General features: G+C 52.7%; 15 protein-coding genes. All 15 read left to right on the top strand.

Annotated elements, in window-relative coordinates:
- On the top strand, positions 1-842 hold an 842-nt coding region (locus ACLTD4_RS27780), incomplete at its 5' end, for an RNB domain-containing ribonuclease (protein ID WP_412331736.1).
- 15 nt (positions 843-857) lie between these two features.
- Positions 858-1,322, top strand: a complete 465-nt coding sequence (gene smpB, locus ACLTD4_RS27775; protein WP_055652953.1) for an SsrA-binding protein SmpB — start codon at positions 858-860, stop codon at positions 1,320-1,322.
- 200 nt (positions 1,323-1,522) lie between these two features.
- Positions 1,523-3,478, top strand: a complete 1,956-nt coding sequence (locus ACLTD4_RS27770) for a BMP family ABC transporter substrate-binding protein (RefSeq protein ID WP_055652952.1) — start codon at positions 1,523-1,525, stop codon at positions 3,476-3,478.
- Between the two features lie 4 nt (positions 3,479-3,482).
- The gene (locus ACLTD4_RS27765; RefSeq protein ID WP_055652951.1) at positions 3,483-4,103 is read left to right on the top strand and encodes a metallophosphoesterase family protein; all 621 of its coding nucleotides are present in this window, start codon (positions 3,483-3,485) and stop codon (positions 4,101-4,103) included.
- Between the two features lie 22 nt (positions 4,104-4,125).
- Positions 4,126-5,922: a diguanylate cyclase domain-containing protein gene (locus ACLTD4_RS27760; protein WP_055652950.1), complete on the top strand. Its 1,797-nt coding sequence runs from the start codon at positions 4,126-4,128 to the stop codon at positions 5,920-5,922.
- Positions 5,923-5,940: 18 nt separating this feature from the next.
- Entirely contained in the window at positions 5,941-7,074 is a 1,134-nt protein-coding gene (locus ACLTD4_RS27755; protein WP_117620557.1) for an acyl-protein synthetase, read from the top strand.
- On the top strand, positions 7,061-7,927 hold the full coding sequence (locus ACLTD4_RS27750) for an acyl-CoA reductase (RefSeq protein WP_117620558.1): 867 nt from the start codon (positions 7,061-7,063) through the stop codon (positions 7,925-7,927). Before ACLTD4_RS27755 ends, ACLTD4_RS27750 begins: the two co-directional genes overlap by 14 nt.
- Positions 7,924-8,265 carry an acyl-CoA reductase gene (locus tag ACLTD4_RS27745; protein WP_117620559.1) on the top strand — a complete coding sequence of 114 codons (342 nt, stop codon included), beginning with the start codon at positions 7,924-7,926 and terminating at the stop codon, positions 8,263-8,265. Before ACLTD4_RS27750 ends, ACLTD4_RS27745 begins: the two co-directional genes overlap by 4 nt.
- Before the next feature lie 219 nt (positions 8,266-8,484).
- Entirely contained in the window at positions 8,485-9,174 is a 690-nt protein-coding gene (locus ACLTD4_RS27740) for a YczE/YyaS/YitT family protein (protein ID WP_055652947.1), read from the top strand.
- A 185-nt stretch (positions 9,175-9,359) separates the two neighbouring features.
- Complete coding sequence (locus ACLTD4_RS27735) at positions 9,360-10,862, top strand: YjjI family glycine radical enzyme (protein WP_117620560.1); 1,503 nt, start codon at positions 9,360-9,362, stop codon at positions 10,860-10,862.
- Entirely contained in the window at positions 10,859-11,689 is an 831-nt protein-coding gene (locus ACLTD4_RS27730) for a YjjW family glycine radical enzyme activase (protein WP_117620561.1), read from the top strand. The genes ACLTD4_RS27735 and ACLTD4_RS27730 overlap by 4 nt, the downstream gene beginning before the upstream one ends.
- 324 nt (positions 11,690-12,013) lie before the next feature.
- Positions 12,014-12,751, top strand: a complete 738-nt coding sequence (locus ACLTD4_RS27725) for a Crp/Fnr family transcriptional regulator (protein ID WP_117620562.1) — start codon at positions 12,014-12,016, stop codon at positions 12,749-12,751.
- A 42-nt stretch (positions 12,752-12,793) separates the two neighbouring features.
- A complete protein-coding gene (locus ACLTD4_RS27720) occupies positions 12,794-13,912 on the top strand; it encodes a BMP family lipoprotein (protein ID WP_412331735.1) in 1,119 nt (372 codons plus the stop codon).
- Positions 13,913-13,948: 36 nt separating this feature from the next.
- Complete coding sequence (locus ACLTD4_RS27715; protein ID WP_412331734.1) at positions 13,949-16,549, top strand: ATP-binding cassette domain-containing protein; 2,601 nt, start codon at positions 13,949-13,951, stop codon at positions 16,547-16,549.
- Between the two features lies 1 nt (position 16,550).
- Positions 16,551-16,802 (top strand): ABC transporter permease subunit (locus ACLTD4_RS27710; protein WP_412331733.1); only part of this gene is annotated, 252 nt, incomplete at its 3' end.

Below are 16,802 nucleotides of genomic sequence, written 5' to 3'. Positions count from 1 at the left end.
GAAAACCACTGGAGATCAAGCCGTATGAGCGGAACGCGGCAACGAAGATTATCGAGGATTTCATGCTCATCGCTAATGAGACTGTGGCGGAGGACTATTTCTGGCAGGCGCTCCCGTTCCTGTACCGGACCCATGATAATCCCGACCCGGAGAAGATGAAGAGTCTGGCCACCTTTATCAATAACTTCGGCTACTCCATCCGGTTCCATAACGGAGAGGTCTATCCGAAAGAGGTCCAGAAGCTTCTGGTGAAGGCGGAGGATACACCGGAGGAGGCGCTGATCAGTCGTCTGGCGCTGCGTTCCATGAAGCAGGCCAAGTATACGGTGGTGAATACGGGCCATTTCGGCCTGGCCGCCAAGTATTATACCCACTTTACCTCACCCATCCGGCGGTATCCGGATTTACAGATTCACAGGATCATCAAGGAGAACCTGCGAGGCGGGCTGAGCGAGAAGAGAACGGCCCATTACGATAAGCTTCTGACCGGCGTATCGGTCCAGACCTCCGCCATGGAGCGGCGGGCAGATGAAGCGGAGCGCGAAACCGTGAAGATGAAGAAGTGCGAGTATATGGCGGGCCATATCGGCGAGGTATTCGACGGCGTCATATCGGGAGTCACAAACTGGGGACTCTACGTGGAGCTTCCCAATACGGTGGAAGGCCTGATCCGGGTAAGCGAGTTAAAGGACGACTATTACCATTTTGATGAAGAGCATTTAGAATTGATCGGCGATATGACGAGGAAGGTATACAAACTCGGTCAGCCGATCCGCGTCATGGTCACGGGAACGGATAAGCTGGCCAGGACGATCGACTTTATTCCCGCTGCGGAGGAATAACAGGAGGATAAAAGGATGGGGAAAGAGAGTTTCAAACTGGTTGCCAACAACAAAAAGGCATACCATGATTATTTTATCGATGAGAAATACGAGACCGGCATCGAGCTGGCCGGCACGGAAGTGAAGTCCATCCGGATGGGCAAATGCAGCATCAAGGAAGCCTTTGTGAGAATCGACAAGGGGGAAGTATGGGTGTACGGCATGAACATCAATCCATATGAAAAGGGAAATATCTTCAATAAAGATCCCTTAAGACCTAGAAAGCTGCTGATGCACCGGGCGGAGATCAGCAAGCTGGATTCCAAGATCGCGATCAAGGGCTATACCATCGTGCCCCTCCAGGTTTACTTTAAGGGCAGCCTGGTGAAGCTGGAGATCGGCCTGGCCCGCGGTAAGAAGCTCTACGACAAGAGGGAAGATATCGCGAAAAAGGACCAGAAACGGGAACTGGAACGTGATTTCAAGATAAGAAACCTATAATATGAGACGCAGTCTGCGTCCTGAAGATCCCACGGGAGAAAGCCGTGGTTTTTGGGGGCGCGGACGGCGTCTTTTGTCTTTGCGAAACAGATGTGAATGCATGCCCAAACACGGAATGAGGTCTTTCACGAATTTATTGTTTGTGGTATACTGTAGAAGACGAACATACAATAAGAGGAAAACTGAGAGGAGAATCGGTTATGGCGCTTTATGACTATTCAGGTGCTTTGAAAAAAGGAAGAAAACAGTATCAGGTTTCCGTAGCAAAGGGAGAGTATCCTTATCTTCCGGTGCTGGATGACATACTTTCCTACACAGATATTATTTCAGAAGTGAATCTGGGACTCATGGACGTCCCGCTTGATAAGATCGTGGGAACGAAAACAAAAGGCAGAACCAGTGCCTTTGCCAATAATTTTATGCCTCTGCTGGCAGAAAAATCGGAGTTTGGAGCAAAATGGGCGTATTTATACGACCATCAGATAGAAGAAGGGATTCATGACCCCATCGTTGCGTATGAGTTCATGAACCAGTATTATGTACAGGAGGGCAACAAGCGTGTCAGCGTGCTTAAATATGTGGGCGCGTTCAGCATTACGGCTTCGGTGACGCGCCTGATTCCCAAGAGAACGGATGACCTCGACAACCGCCTCTATTATGAATTCCTGGAGTTTTACCAGGTCTCCTTTAACTGTGATGTCTGGTTCAGCCAGGAGGGCAGCTACGACCGCCTGTTAAAGGCCATGGGAAAGGCCCCGGAAGAGGTGTGGAGCGAGGACGACAGGATCTACTTTAAATCCGCCTACGACCAGTTTTCCAAGGCGTTCCGCGCGTTTGGCGGGAATTCCTATGAGATGACGTGTTCTGACGCCTTCCTTGTCTATGTCGAGCTGTTCGGCTACGATGTGGTGAAGCTGAAGACAGAGGGCGAGATCACAAAGGATTTGACGAAGATTAAGGATGAACTTCTCCTGACCTCCAGAGGCAGCAAGATCGCCCTGGTAGAGCAGCCGGAGGAGGTGGAAGAGCCGGATAACAGCCCGTTAAAGATCATCAACTGGCTCCGCCCATCCCAGAACATCGAGCCGGAGATGCTGAAGATCGCATTTATTCACGCGAAGACCGCGGAGACCTCCAGCTGGACCTATGGCCATGAGCTGGGGCGTATGTACCTGGAGCAGGCATTTGAGGGGCGCTTAAAGACGGTCGCATTCTTCGAGGCCGATACGGATGCGGAGATTGCCAACGCCATCGATCTGGCGATTGCGGCCAGATGCAACATGATCTTTACGACGGCCTCCCAGATGATCGGTTTAAGCGTCAAGGCGGCTATCGAGCATCCGGAGGTAAAGATTTTCAACTGTTCCGTCAACATGTCGTACTCCTCCGTCTGCACCTACTATGCCAGAATGTACGAGTCGAAATTCTTAATGGGCGCGCTGGCCGCTTCCATGGCACAGTGCGATAAGCTGGGGTATATCGCGGACTACCCGATCTACGGAACGATCGCCAATATCAACGCCTTTGCACTCGGTGCGCGTATGATTAATCCCTATGTCAAGGTTCATCTGGAATGGGCGAGGGTAAAAGACAGGAATGCCCGCGAGGAACTGGAAAAGGAAGGAATCACGTTCATCTCCGGAGAAGACATGATTACGCCTAAGACTGCATCGAGAGAATACGGTTTATATAAAAAAGAAGCGGACGGAGAACTCCGGAATCTGGCGTCGCCGATCTGGCACTGGGGCAAATTCTACGAGAAGATCGTGAATATCACCTGCCGCGGCGGTTCCGATGTAAAGGAGATGAAGGGAAAGCAGGCCATCAACTACTGGTGGGGAATGTCCGCCGATGTCATCGACGTCATCTGCTCTCAGAATCTGCCGCACGGCACCAACCGGCTGATCACGTTCCTGAAGAACTCGATCCGGAGCGGAAGCTTCCAGCCGTTTGTGGGAACGATCTATTCCCAGGATGGAACGGTTCAGTGCGAGGAGGAGGAGAGGCTCTCTCCCGAAGAGATCATCACGATGAACTGGCTGGCTGAAAACGTGGTGGGTAAGCTTCCTGAGTTCGATGAGCTCACAGAGGAAGCACAGTCTCTGGTAAGGCTGCAGGGACTGACGATATACGACAATGCGGTGATGGAGGAATAATAGTTTGAAGATTCTGGTACTGGCTGATGAGGAGTCAAAATCCCTTTACGAGTACTTCTCACCCGAGAAGATCAAAGGGGTGGACTTAATTATATCATGTGGGGATTTGAAGGCCTCCTATCTGACTTTTTTTGCCACCTTCTCCCATGCGCCGCTTCTGTATGTGAAAGGCAATCACGACGGGCATTACGAGGAGCGGCCGCCGGAAGGCTGTGTCTGCATCGAGGATGACATCTTCGTGTTCCGCGGCGTGCGGATTCTGGGCCTGGGAGGTTCCATGGAGTATATTCCGGGAGCCGACAACCAGTATACGGAAAGAAGGATGGAGCGGAGAATCAAAAAGCTCTGGTGGAAGTTAAAGAAGAACAAAGGGTTTGACATTCTGGTGTCTCACGCGCCTGCATATCAGATTAACGATATGCAGGATCTGCCCCACCAGGGGTTTGAATGCTTTAAGGATCTGATGGACAAGTATATGCCGAAGTATTTTATCCACGGCCATGTTCACGCCAACTACGGCGGAGGGTTCAAACGCGAGGATACATACGGGAAAACCAGAGTAGTCAACGCATACGAGTATTATATCTTTGATTATCCGGAAAACGGAGAACAAGCGGCACAATAATTCCGGAAAGGGGGGAGATCCCATGGAGGTTTTTTACCGGCCTGAACTTTCTGTTCAGACGCTGTTGATGGATGCCAATTCTGTGCAGGAAACTGCGGAGAATCTGGCTGACTATATCAATCATCTGATGCATGCCGATTCGGTACTCTTAGTCCGCCTGGACAATCAGATGCGTTATAAGGAAGTTGGCTCCTGGAGAAGCGGAAAAGGCGGGGATACCGGTGCGGAGGCGGTCATGAGACAGTGGCTTCCGCAGCTGGTGGAAAGCTGGAATACGCGGGAGAAGCTTTCCGGTGAGGAGCTGGAGGCCTTTTTAAAGGCGCTCACACCTTTTACGGTGCCGGAAGGTTGTCTGACGATTTTGCCGATCTGCAATAATATACGGTTTGTGGGATTTGCGGTATTTGGTAAAAAATCCGGGGAGGGCGACTGGACGGACCGGGAACTGCCCATACTCCGGTTCCTGCTGTCCATTATCGCGGTGACATTTGCCAATAAGAACCTGTATGAAGACTATATGCTGCAGAACTGGGTATACAATACCATGATGGGCCGTATGCAGGCGAATCTGTACGTGACCGATATCCACACGGACCGGATTCTGTTCATGAACAAAACGATGCAGGAAGCGTTTGGCCTGGAAAATCCGGTGGGCAAGGTATGCTGGCAGATTCTTCAGAAGGGAAGCAGGGGAAGATGCCCCGGCTGTCCGGTACAGAGGCTGACGGAGTCCGGAGAGGAAGGCGTTTACCGGCGGTGGGAGGAGTTTAACACTCTGACGGGCCGCTACTACGATAACTACGACAGCCTGATGAAATGGACGGACGGCTCCACCGTTCATTTTCAGCATTCTCTGGATATTACGGCTTCCAAAAAACTGTCGAAGGAGGCCAGCACGGATGATCTGACCGGCCTTCTCAACCGGAGAGGCGGGAAGAACCGGCTGGCAGAGATGCTGGATGCGGCGCGGCATCAGGAGACGATTCTGACGGTCTGTATGTATGACGTCAATTCCCTGAAGAAAGTTAATGATACGTACGGGCACCGGGAGGGGGATAATCTTCTGCGGGTCATTGCCAACACGGTGAAGAGCGTTCTGACCGGAGAGGATTTTGCATGCCGCTTGAGCGGAGATGAATTTCTCGTAACGTTTGCAGGGAAGACGGAGCAGGAAGCCGCTGAAACGATCAAGCTGGTGGAAGAGAGACTGCTGGCTGTCCGCAGACAGGACCGGATTCCTTATGAACTGAGCTTCTGTACGGGAATTCTGGAGCTGGGGCCGGAGCATACCATGAGTGTGACGGATATCCTTCGGGAAGTGGACGAGCGCATGTACGAGCAGAAGCGCCAGTATCACATGCAGCAGGGGAAGGAGTCGGTGCTGGCGGCAGCGGAGGCCCAGTGGCGGCTTTTAAAGCCGGAGGCGTTTGACTACGACCAGCAGTACCTCTATGACGCGCTGGTGGAGAGTACGGACAACTATCTCTACGTGTGCGACATGGCGACCAATACCTTCCGTTACAGCAGGAAGCTGGTGGAGGAGTTCGCATTTCCGGGTGAGGTGATTCAGAATGCAGCCGATATCTGGCGCTCCATCATCCATCCGGCCGACTGGGAGCGGTTCTGGGAATCGAACCAGGCGATCAGCGACGGGCGGACCGTGAGCCATGAGGTCGAATACAGGGCGAGAAACCGGAAGGGCCAGTGGATCAAACTTCACTGCCGCGGTCATGTGGCTCAGAATTCCGCGGGAGAGCCCCGGGTATTTGCGGGATTTATATCGAATGAAGGCCAGTGGTTCCCGGAGTGGACCGAATAGAACGACGGGAGTAAAAGGATGGATTACAGATTTAAGCTGTGTTTTTGCAGGGATATCTATGATCATAAACAGAATGACAGAGCTTTTATGGAGGCAGTCCGCAGGAATGTGGACTGCCATCTCTTAAAGTGCGAAGATTACAGGCGGATTCTGGAGAGCCGGGGATTCTCGCGGGAGGATGGAAAACGGGTGACGGATGTGGGGGAGGTGCCGTGCATTCCGACCCTGTTTTTTAAGTACCACGATCTGCATTCCATGCCGGAATCCGCCATGGTGGTAAAGGCCACCTCCTCGGGGACAAAGGGAGTGAAGAGCCATATCGGATTTGACAAAAAGAGCCTTTTCTTCGGTGGAATCGCCGCATGCCGGGTCATCGCCCGCCACGGGCTGTTTTCCATGCGTCCTGCCCGTTATGTAATTCTGGGGTTTCCGCCCGGAAAGGACAATCAGACGGCGATCAGCAAGACCCAGCGGCTCAGCACGATGTTTGCCCCGGCGCTCAGCCGGCGGTATGCGCTGCGAAAGGGAAAGAACGGATATCGGCCCGATTTTAAGGGGCTGATGGTAGCCCTCCGGCGTTATAGCGGAGGAAGGGCTCCGGTAAGGATTATCGGCTTTCCGGCATACCTCTATTTCCTGTTAAAGGAGATGGAGCGAAGCGAAATCTTTCTCCGCCTGCCCAGGCATTCCATGATTATGGTCGGCGGCGGCTGGAAGCAGTTTTACAAAGAGACGGTGGACAAGACGGAACTATACCGGCTGTGTGAGAGGCATCTCGGTGTGTCGGAGAGTCATTTCCGGGAGTTTTTCGGAGCGGTAGAGCATCCGGGCGTATACTGTGACTGTCCGAACCACCATTTCCATGTTCCCGCCACGAGCCGCGTCGTCATCCGGGATGTGGATACGCTGGAACCAGTCGGCTATGGAAAGGCGGGACTGGTTAATCTAATCAGTCCGCTGGTTGAAAGTATCCCTCTGGTGAGCATACTGACCGATGATCTGGGCGTCCTGCACCGCGGCTGTGAATGCGGCTGCGGAATGGAGGCGCCGTACCTGGAGATCATCGGCAGGACCGGTGTCCCCGATATCCGGACCTGCGCGGCCGGTGCGGGAGAACTGTTAAAGGAGGTGGGACGTAGTGCATTCCATTGATCTGGAAAAAAAGACAGCGGCCGCACTGGAGAAGCCCCCTCTCTCCAGAACCGTGGTAATGAGAGCCTGCGGCCGGTTAGCCGGACTCTTGACCGGAGGCGCGTATGACGGCGAGATCCGGGCGCGCGGGCTGGAGAAGCTTCTGACGAGAGAGAGAATCTGTCAGGCGGCTTCTTTCCTGCGGGAGGATACGCTGGAGAGAAGGGTAAAGACAGAGCTTTTGGGCCTTCAGAACCGTTTTCTCATGCCTCTGGGCGTCCTCATGCACGTGACTGCCGGTAATATGACCGGAATCGGAGCCTACAGCGTGCTGGAGGGCCTTCTGGCCGGCAACATCAATCTCCTGAAGCTCTCTTCCGAAGACGACGGGCTTTCGGTGTTTCTGCTTCAGGAGCTGATCCGTATCGAGCCCGTGCTGGCGGACTATATCTATACCTTTCGGATTCCCTCCGGGGATTGGGCGAGGCTCTTAAAGCTCTTAACGCTCTCCGACGGCGTGTGCACGTGGGGCGGCGACGAGGCCATCCGGGGAATCCGGAGCCTGGCTCCCGCGGGGACGAAGCTGATCGAGTGGGGGCACCGGATCAGTTTTGCCTATGTCACCGAAGCGGGCCGCAGCAACGGGGAAGCGCTGCAGGCCATCACGGATCACATGGTACGGACCAGCCAGCTGCTGTGCAGCTCCTGCCAGGGAATCTATGTGGAGGCAGAGGGGCGGGAGGCCGTGGATTTCAGCCGCCGTTTCTTGAGGCTGCTGGAACATTCTCCTATGAGGAGTATGGGAATAAAGAAGTGGGATTCCGGGGATGCAGCACCATCCGGATCTACCAGAAGGAACTGGAGTCCGCCATGACGGGGGAACGCATCTTCCGGGGACGCGGCGTCAGCGTCACCCTGTCGGAGGAGCCGGGACTTCAGCTGTCGCTGATGTACGGCAGCTGCTGGGTGAAGCCGATGAACAGGGAGAAACTCGTAAAGATCCTGAGAAAGGACCGGGGGCGGCTTCAGACCGCGAGGCTGGTCTGCCTGGAGGAAGAGGAAACGGAGCTGGTCCGGATTCTGGCCGGAGCAGGGGTAAACCGGATTCTGACGGGACGGGATAAGGAGACGGGAGAGCCGTTCGGAAGCCACGACGGCGAGTATCCGCTGATCCGGTATTCCCGGATTATCGAGACAGACGTTTCACTGTGAATCTGCCGGAGCGGGACGTTTGAGGTAAAACGCAGAAGGAAAGCCTTGCGACCCGAACCTAAAATATTTTTAGGTAATCTAAAATATTTTTGTGCAATGTGATGATTTTTCAGTCCTATGTTAAGCTACAATGTCCATTGAAGTGTGCATTTTTTCGTGTTATGATAAAATAACAAAATAAATTAGAAGGCAAAAATAATTTTTAGGAGAGATGCGCGCATGGATCATCACGTGATAATGAAAAAGTACCGGATGTTTTTGTATGGAATGATTGTGGCCGCTTTAGGAATCAGCATGATCACAAAGGCGGAGCTTGGGACGTCTCCGATTACGAGTCCGTCCTATGTCCTGACGTTTATCTTTCCTTACAGCCTGGGAGTCTTCGTACTGGCGGTAAACAGTACCCTGTTTCTTTTCGAGTGCCTCGTACTGGGGCGCAGCTTTAAAAAGATACAGCTGCTGCAGCTTCCGGCTACGCTGATCTTTTCCGCCTGTATCGACGGCTGGATGTGGGTGCTGTCATTCTGGACTCCGGTGTTCTATGTACAGAAGGTCCTTCTGCTTCTCGCCGGATGTGCGGCCCTGGGACTGGGGGTAGCGCTGGAGGTAGTGCCCGATGTGCTGATTCTTCCGGGAGAAGGCCTCGTCCGCGCGGTATCACGCAGGAAAAACTGGGATTTTGGCATTGTAAAGACATGCTTTGATATGAGCCTTGTCCTTACGGCCGTTCTCCTTTCCGTTCTGTGTCTGGGACATGTGGAAGGGATCAGAGAAGGCACAGTGGCCGCGGCCTTCCTGGTAGGCGGCATTTCCAAATTCTTTATCCGCCATATCACGGAATTTGACAGGAATCACAGAGCGCTTTTCGTGCGCGAGGAAGAGGAGATTCTCCTGGTGCCGGAAAAATAGAGACGGACTGAAACGGTCCTTCGTATCCCATTGCGGGAGCGGAGGGCCGTTTTTCATTTTTCGGCGAATCCCGTTATATCGTGACACCTGTTATATTACCGCCGGTTTGGCAATGGTTTAATGATCCTATCGAATCAGTGGAACGTTTGAAAACAATCAGAAGCTTTAAGAAAGGACAGGATCATATGGAACAGAACCAGGTACTGGATGTGCTCACATCCAAAGAATTAACGTATGAGCAGAAGGTATTTTCACTGGCGAAGGAAGCGGAAGACAGCCTTTCCGTACTGGATATTCCGCCGAAGACCAGGCAGTATTTTGAGACGGGTGCGCTGAATGATTTGTTTGAGGGACATGCGCCCTACCGCCCAAGGTATATCATGCCGGACTATAAGAAATTTGTGAAACAGGGGAGCGAATTCCTGCGGATAGAGCCTCCGAAGACGTTTGACGAGCTTCTTACGGGACTTCAGATCCTCTATCATCATGTGCCCTCCATCACGGGATTTCCCGTATATCTGGGAGAGCTGGACACTATGATCGAGCCGTTTATCGAGGGGATGGCGGACGATGTGGTGAAGGAAAAATTGAGGCTGTTTCTGATCTTTCTGGACAGGACGATTACAGACAGCTTCTGTCATGGTAATCTGGGATCGAGACCGACCAGGGCGGGGCGCATAATTCTGGAGCTGGAAAAGGAGCTTCAGAATACTGTTCCGAACCTGACCTTAAAGTACGATCCGGAGGTCACCCCGGATGAGTATGCGGAGCTGGCCGTCGCCACCTCCCTTACCTGCGCCAATCCGGCGATCTGCAACGATGCAGACAACCGCACCACCTACCCCTGTGAATACGGGATTTCCAGCTGCTATAACATTCTTCCGGTTGGCGGCGGCGCCTACACGCTGTCCAGGATTACACTGACTGAGCTGGTCAAGAGCGCGGAGTCCGTCGACCAGTTCTTACAGGAACTGCTCCCAGACTGCCTGGAGGCGGTGGGAAACTATATGAATGAGCGGGTGAAGTTCCTCGTGGAGCGCTCCGGCTTTTTCGAGTCGTCGTTCCTGGTGCGGGAAGGGCTGATTGAACGGGAAAAATTCGTGGGCATGTTCGGCGTGACCGGACTGGCGGAATGTGTCAACGCTCTGATGGCTGACACGGGAGATCGGTACGGACACAGTGAAAAAGCAGATGAACTGGGACTGCAGATCATGGAGATCATTCGGAAGTTCGCGGCGGATTTTCCGGCTGTTTATTCGGAGATTGGCCAGGGCCATTTCCTTCTTCACGCCCAGGTCGGCTTAGACAGCGACAAGGGAATCACCTCCGGCGTGCGCATTCCTGTGGGAGATGAGCCGGAGAACCTGCTGGATCACCTGCGTCACAGCGCCAGATTCCACGAATACTTCCCGACAGGAGTGGGCGATATCTTCCCCTTTGCCGTCACGGCCAGGAAGAATCCGGGAGCGCTGGTGGACATTGTGAAGGGGGCATTCCAGCTGGGCGTCAAATACATGAGCTTTTACGCGTCCGACAGTGATCTGGTCCGGATCACCGGCTTCCTTGTGAAGCGCAGCGAGATGGAAAAATACAGGAACCACGACGTCGTTCTTCAAAACACCACCGTGCTTGGCAGTAAGAATTACGACACCAATCACCTGGAGATGCGAAAGGAGCGTATGGCGTGAAAGCCCCGGTCAATAAGATCATCCAGGTCAGTGTGGTAGACGGCCCGGGTAACCGGACCGCCGTGTTTCTTCAGGGCTGCAACATTTCCTGCGCGTACTGTCATAACCCGGAAACGCAGAAGTTATGCACAGGATGCGGTATCTGCGTGGACGAATGTCCGGCGGGAGCACTGGCCCTGAATGGCAAAACGGTGTCATGGGATGAGAAAAAATGTGTTTCCTGCGACCGGTGCATAGCCGTCTGCCCGAATTACGCCTCTCCGAAGATCCGGGAGATGAGCGCAGAGGAAGTCTTTGAGGAGGTATCCGGAAATCTGCCGTTTATCCGCGGCATTACGGTATCCGGCGGAGAATGCTGCCTCTATCCGGATTTTTTAGAGGAGCTGTTTGGCCTCTGCAAAGAAGCCGGTTTGTCCTGTCTTATCGACAGCAATGGGATGGTGGATTTCTCCCTCTATCCGGAACTGCTGGAGCTTAGCGACGGCGTGATGCTGGACGTGAAGAGCTGGGATCCAGAGGTTTACCGGAGGCTGACGGGCGCAGACAATGCCGTTGTTAAAAAAAATCTGGAGCTTCTCTGGAGGAAAAATAAACTGGAGGAGATCCGCATCGTCTGTCTTTCCGGGGAAAGCGATTACGAGGAAGTGCTGAGAGGGATCGCCGGTCTCATGGGAAGCCCGGTCACGGCAAGAGTCAAGCTGATCCGGTTCCGGTCCTTCGGCGTCAGGGGCAGGCTGAGCGGCGCGTCGGAGCCTGACGACAGGGTGATGCGGGAGCTGGCGGCATGGGCCGGCGAGATGGGATATCAGAATGTTGTGCTTACATGAGTCATGGATATACAGAAAAAAGGGGACATTTCCTCGCAGTTTATGCGTGGAAATGTCCCCTTTTTTTATATACTTTACGCAAATCTGATAATTTCTATTTTCCAGATTTTACCTCATATAAAAAATATAGCATTCAATATATACAAAATGCACAAAAATAGAGGCGAAAAAGATACAAAATATAAAAATAGCTCAGGTATGACATGTGTCATAGCAGTAAAATTGACTGGCGTGTATGATAAAGCTACAGAAAGCAAGAAAAATTGAGCAGTTCGCTGTGATATAATGATGCAGACCCAAAAGGTACAGAAAGGAAGCCAGAAAATGAAGACAGAAAAAACATCTGGTCAGCTGAGAGAGCTTTTTCGAGTTGCATACGTAGAAAATCAGGACCAGGCAGTGAAACCCCATGAACTGGACCGGTTTTTAAATCCATGTATCACGATGCGGACGGTGAAGAAGGGAGAGGATATTGTCCGGCCGACGGATAAGCTTCAGTCAATTATTATGGTTGTCAAGGGAGGGGCCCATTTCACCCGCGTTTCCACAGACGGAAACACCAATATGCTCGCGGCGGTCAACGCTCCGTTTTTTATTGGGATCACGCAGCTGGTATCAAACGATAAGGAGTACTATTCCCAGATTATTGCTGCAAAAAACTGTCTGCTCCTTTACATTGACTGCAACTACTTTTTAAAGGAAATCCGGGAGGACGGAGAGGCGGCCCTGGTGGTCATTCGGGATCTCGCCAAAGTGGTGGAGAGAAACCATACGAGGATGGACCGATTGGTATTTTTAAAGGCCTCCAACAATTTAATGGCATACATTGAAAGCAAATGGAATGAAGGCGAGACCAGCCGAAAGGACAGGCAGCTCATAATCAGGGAGCGCCACGGAGTGATTGCCGCGGATCTCAGCGTAAGCGTGAGAACGCTGTACCGTTCGATCAACAGCTTGAAAGACGAGGGACTTTTATCGGTACAGAAGGGCGGCGTTCTGATAGTAAATGAAGCGCAGATGGAAGAGATGAAGCGCAGACTTGTAAAATTGGGAAAAATGTAATTAACATTTATAATTTATATAAGAGGAGAAGGAGAAAAGATTATGAGACATTACAAAAGGATCGTTTCAACATTACTGGCGGCAGGCATGGGACTGTCACTTCTGACCGGATGTCAGAGCGGCCAGCCGACAGGCGGAACTGCGGCAGCAGAAAAGACGGAAACAGGCGGAAAAGCGGAGGCGGCCTCCGAGGACGGCGCACAGGATAAGAAATCAGAGCTGGTGGTCGGAATGATTGCCAGCGCGTTTGGAACACAGAGCTACAACGATGACGTACTCGCCGGAATGGAACTGGCTGAGAAGGAGCTGGGCGTGAAGGGAATTCCGCTGGAGGTTCCGGAGATATCCGACTCTGCAAACAGCCTGCGCACACTGATCAGCCAGGGCGCCAACTTCATCATGGTACCGTCTTCCGAATATAAGGATGGAATGCTGGAAGTGGCGGCTGAGAACCCGGAGGTCAAGTTCCTGTATCTGGCCGAAGCCATTGACGGCGGCGGAAACATCATGTCGGTTGCTTACCGTGAAAATGAAGCCGCATTCTTAGGCGGCGCGCTCTCAGGACTGATGACGAAGACCAACAACGTCGGCGCCGTTATGGCCGTTGGCGAGACACTGCAGTACCGCTATCAGTTCGGATTTACCGCAGGCGTCAAGGCCGTGAATCCGGAATGCGAGGTTCAGTCCGCATTTACCAACACGACACGATGTGGACAGGGCAGCGAGGTTGCGAAGATCATGTACAACAAGGGGGCGGATATCATCGGAACGTATTCCGGCGCATGCAACCTGGGAGTCTTCAATGCGGCCAAGGATGCAGGCGAAGGAACGTACTGTTTAGGCGCAGCCAACGGACAGTTTGACAAGATGCCGGATAAGATTCTCGCTTCCGTAGTAAAACCGGCAGACCAGGCTATTTTATCCATTCTGAAGGAATACCAGGAGACAGGCGTCTTCGATACGAGCGTACCGATGTCCCTGGGCCTGAAGGAGGGCGGCGTAAAGCTGTTATTTACTAACAATGAAGAGCTGTTAAAGCTGATTCCCGATGATGTAAAAAGTGCCATCGACGATCTGACTGCAAAGGTAGAGTCCGGAGAAATCAAGGTTCCTTCCAACGAAGAAGAGTTTAACAGCTTTACTTACCAGTATGCGAAATAGCCGCGTATCGAAAATCAGAGAACGGAGGTGCCTGAAGTGGGGAGCATCATTGAACTGAAGGGGATTACGAAACGGTTCCCGGGAATCGTTGCCAATGATCATATATCGATCAGCTTTGAAGAGGGAGAGATCCATACGCTCGCCGGAGAAAACGGAGCGGGAAAATCAACGCTGATGAACATCCTATACGGGCTGTACCAGCCCGATGAGGGGGAGCTGCTGATCCGTGGGGAACCGGTTAAATTCAGCAATTCCAAGGATTCCATCAGACATAAGATCGGAATGGTTCATCAGCATTTCATGCTGATCCCAAAACTGACGGTGACGGAGAATATCATCGTCGGACAGGAGATCGGCACGGCCTTGAAGGTGGACCGGAAGAAGGCCGGGGAGACGATCGGCGCGCTGTCTGAGCAGTACGGACTGAAGATCGATCCCAACAAGAAGGTGGCGGATTTATCCGTTACGGAACAGCAGCGTGTGGAGATTTTAAAGGTGCTCTACCGGGAAGCGGAAATCCTCATTTTCGATGAGCCGACGGCGGTACTTACACCGCAGGAGATCGATGAATTCTGCGACATCCTGCTGAAGCTGAAGGAAAAAGGAAAGACCATAATCTTCATCAGCCATAAGCTGGCGGAGGTGATGAAGATATCCGACCGGATCACCGTGATCCGGCTGGGAAAAGTCGTGGGAACCGTGGAAAAGAAGGAGACTGATTCGGCCGAGCTGACCAGAATGATGGTGGGCCGTGATGTAAACCTTGGAAGGCGCAGCCGCCGCCAGTTTGAGAAGGTGGAAAACATCCTGGAGGTAAGGGATGTCAGCTATACGGTCGACTCAATTAAGAAACTGAAATCAATCAATCTGGAGCTGAGAAAAGGCGAGGTTCTCGGGATTGCAGGCGTGGATGGCAACGGCCAGGAGGAACTGGTAAATGTCATATGCGGGAAGCTGACGCCCGACAGCGGCAGCGTCGTGATGAATGGGAAAGACATCACAAAGGACAAAATCCGCGACAGAAAGGACCACGGACTGGGGCTGATCCCGGAGGACAGGCACAGGGACGGTCTGGTTCTGGAATACAGCATTGCCAACAATCTGATTCTGGGCCTGCAGTACCATGAAGCGTTTGCGAAAAATGGAATCTGGCTGAATTTTAAGAAGATCCACGACACGGCGGAGGAAATGAAGGAGCAGTTCGATATCCGCTGCGCCAGCGTCGATGTAAACGCCGGTACGCTGTCCGGAGGCAACCAGCAGAAGATCATCATTGCGAGGGAGGCCTCCAGGGATCCGGATGTGCTGATTGCGGTCCAGCCCACCCGCGGCCTGGACGTGGGTGCCATGGAATTCGTTCAGAAAACACTGCTGGAACAGCGGGATAAGGGAAAAGGCGTGCTTCTTTTCTCCCTGGAGCTGGACGAGATTCTTTCGGTCAGCGACAGGATTGCGGTTATCTTCAAGGGGGAGATCATCGACGTTGTAGACGCACAGAGCGTGACGCGCCAGGAACTGGGAATGATGATGCTCGGATCCGTAAAAGGAAAAGGAGGTACAGAAGTTGGACAGCAGGTTAAAACAGGAAAACAGATGCCGGCAAAGTTTCGGGAGGTAGGCCTTAATTTTCTGATCTCCTTGATTGCGCTGGTTCTGGCAATTATAACAGGCGGAATTATCATCTGGCTGTTCGGCAACAATCCGATCGAGGCGTATAAAGCGCTGATTCAGGGCGCCTTCGGCACACCGATGGCATTTACCCAGTCTCTGACGAAATCGGTTCCGCTTCTGCTCACGGGACTTGCGGTAGCTCTGGCCTATAAATGTACGGTATTCAACATCGGCGCCGAGGGACAGCTTCTTGTGGGAGCGATTGCGGCGGGCATTGCGGGAACCCTGTTTCCGATGCCGGGGATCTTAAATATTCCCTTCGTTCTGATCGTATCCATGCTGGCCGGCATGGTCTGGGCGTTTTTCCCGGCCCTCTTAAAGCAGAAGGCCAATGTCAACGTCGTAATCAGTACCATTATGTTCAACTATGTAGGCCAGTACCTGGTGCAGTACTTAATCCTGGGGCCGTTTAAGGCGGAGGGCGCTGCGTCGGCCACGAGACCGATTCAGGCCACGGCCATGCTTCCGAAGCTGCTGCCGTCGCCCTACGTGCTGAATCTGGGCATTGTGATCGCCCTGACAGCGGCCGTGGTCGTCTACTTCCTTTTAAACCGTACCTCATTGGGATATGAGATGTGTGCGGTGGGATTAAACAAAAATGCATCCCTCACCAACGGCATCAACGTGGAGCGCAACATGTTCCTCGCACTGCTGATGAGCGGCGCGTTAGCCGGTCTTGCAGGAGGAATTGAAGTAACAGGAACCATGGGAAAGGTCATCAACGGTTTCTCTGCAAACTACGGCTTCAGTGGAATCCCGGTTGCCTTAATGGCGCGCAACAATCCGTTTGCGATCATTCTCACGGCGCTTTTAATGGGAAGCATGCGCAGCGGATCTCTGATGATGCAGTCCAGCGTAGGCGTCTCCAAAAACATGGTGGATATCATCCAGGGACTCGTAATCGTATTCCTGTGTGCGGAAAATGTGATCCGTTATTACATAAAGAAGGGGCGGGGAGGAAAATAATATGCTGAATTTCTTGATTTTTATGCTGGCTTCCACATTGCGAATGGGAACTCCGATCGCGCTTACCGCCCTGGGCGGGCTCACCTCAGAACGCTCCGGTGTTGTCAATATCGGTCTGGAAGGAATCATGCTGGCAAGCGCCTTCGGTGCGGTGCTGGGAAGCTATCTCACAGGGAACCCGTGGATCGGCGTGCTGACTGCCATACTGGTCGGTGTTTTAATCTCGGCGATACACTCGGTGATCTCCATTACC

It is taken from the genome of Hungatella sp. (assembly GCF_046966825.1).
Note: the sequence above shows the minus strand (reverse complement) of the source record. Positions and strands in the feature narration are given on the sequence as shown.

Coding starts and splice junctions, on each gene's coding strand:
- ACLTD4_RS27770 (WP_055652952.1), top strand. CDS start 1,523: ATGGCGCTTTATGACTATTCAGGTGCTTTGAAAAAAGGAAGAAAACAG.
- ACLTD4_RS27755 (WP_117620557.1), top strand. CDS start 5,941: ATGGATTACAGATTTAAGCTGTGTTTTTGCAGGGATATCTATGATCAT.
- ACLTD4_RS27725 (WP_117620562.1), top strand. CDS start 12,014: ATGAAGACAGAAAAAACATCTGGTCAGCTGAGAGAGCTTTTTCGAGTT.
- ACLTD4_RS27740 (WP_055652947.1), top strand. CDS start 8,485: ATGGATCATCACGTGATAATGAAAAAGTACCGGATGTTTTTGTATGGA.
- ACLTD4_RS27735 (WP_117620560.1), top strand. CDS start 9,360: ATGGAACAGAACCAGGTACTGGATGTGCTCACATCCAAAGAATTAACG.
- ACLTD4_RS27745 (WP_117620559.1), top strand. CDS start 7,924: ATGACGGGGGAACGCATCTTCCGGGGACGCGGCGTCAGCGTCACCCTG.
- smpB (WP_055652953.1), top strand. CDS start 858: ATGGGGAAAGAGAGTTTCAAACTGGTTGCCAACAACAAAAAGGCATAC.
- ACLTD4_RS27720 (WP_412331735.1), top strand. CDS start 12,794: ATGAGACATTACAAAAGGATCGTTTCAACATTACTGGCGGCAGGCATG.
- ACLTD4_RS27760 (WP_055652950.1), top strand. CDS start 4,126: ATGGAGGTTTTTTACCGGCCTGAACTTTCTGTTCAGACGCTGTTGATG.